At 53.0% G+C, this 549-nt stretch carries 1 protein-coding gene; it reads right to left on the minus strand.

From position 1 onward, the window contains the following. Positions 1–549, minus strand: a 549-nt coding sequence (locus B3W37_RS13385; protein ID WP_483176124.1) for a DJ-1/PfpI family protein, incomplete at both ends; no start/stop codon positions are given.

The raw sequence follows: 549 nt of genomic DNA on the forward strand, positions 1-549 counted from the left end.
TGCTCCGCAATAGCGTGAATGAATTCCTGCGCAAAGTCTTTCAAATCGGAGCTATCTCTAATGGTTACAACCCCCGTATCGGAGAATAGTCCATGACTGTATGTTTCCGCCATGGAAATATGGTTGACATCAGCCGTTGTCAAGAGGTCAACACCTTCATTGGATGCGGCGATGGCTTTGCAGTGCTTAAAGGCTTCATTGATAAAATGAATGGCATCGCCCTGCTGCATCAGGCTGTCAATGCTTTTACGGCCTCCGGGCACATATACGGCATCGTGCAGAACCGACCCGGTAGTGCTGTAGCTTTCCTGTACCTCCAACTGGCGCCCGTCGGTGCTGGTAAGCATGCGCTGCTGCTTGCTGACGATTACGGGATGAACCGCCACTGACTGCAAGGCTTCCAGAACCTGTAGGATGTCATCGTGATTGTAGCCATTTTCCACCAGCACTGCCACTCTTCGGGTGTTCGGCAGTTTAGTGGTGTTTTCCTGGCTGACTGCCGGTGAAGAATAGGCAACGCCCGTACCGCCCGGCACTTCCGGAGGGGAC

The sequence above is a fragment of the Syntrophomonas sp. UBA5494 genome (assembly GCF_002426325.1).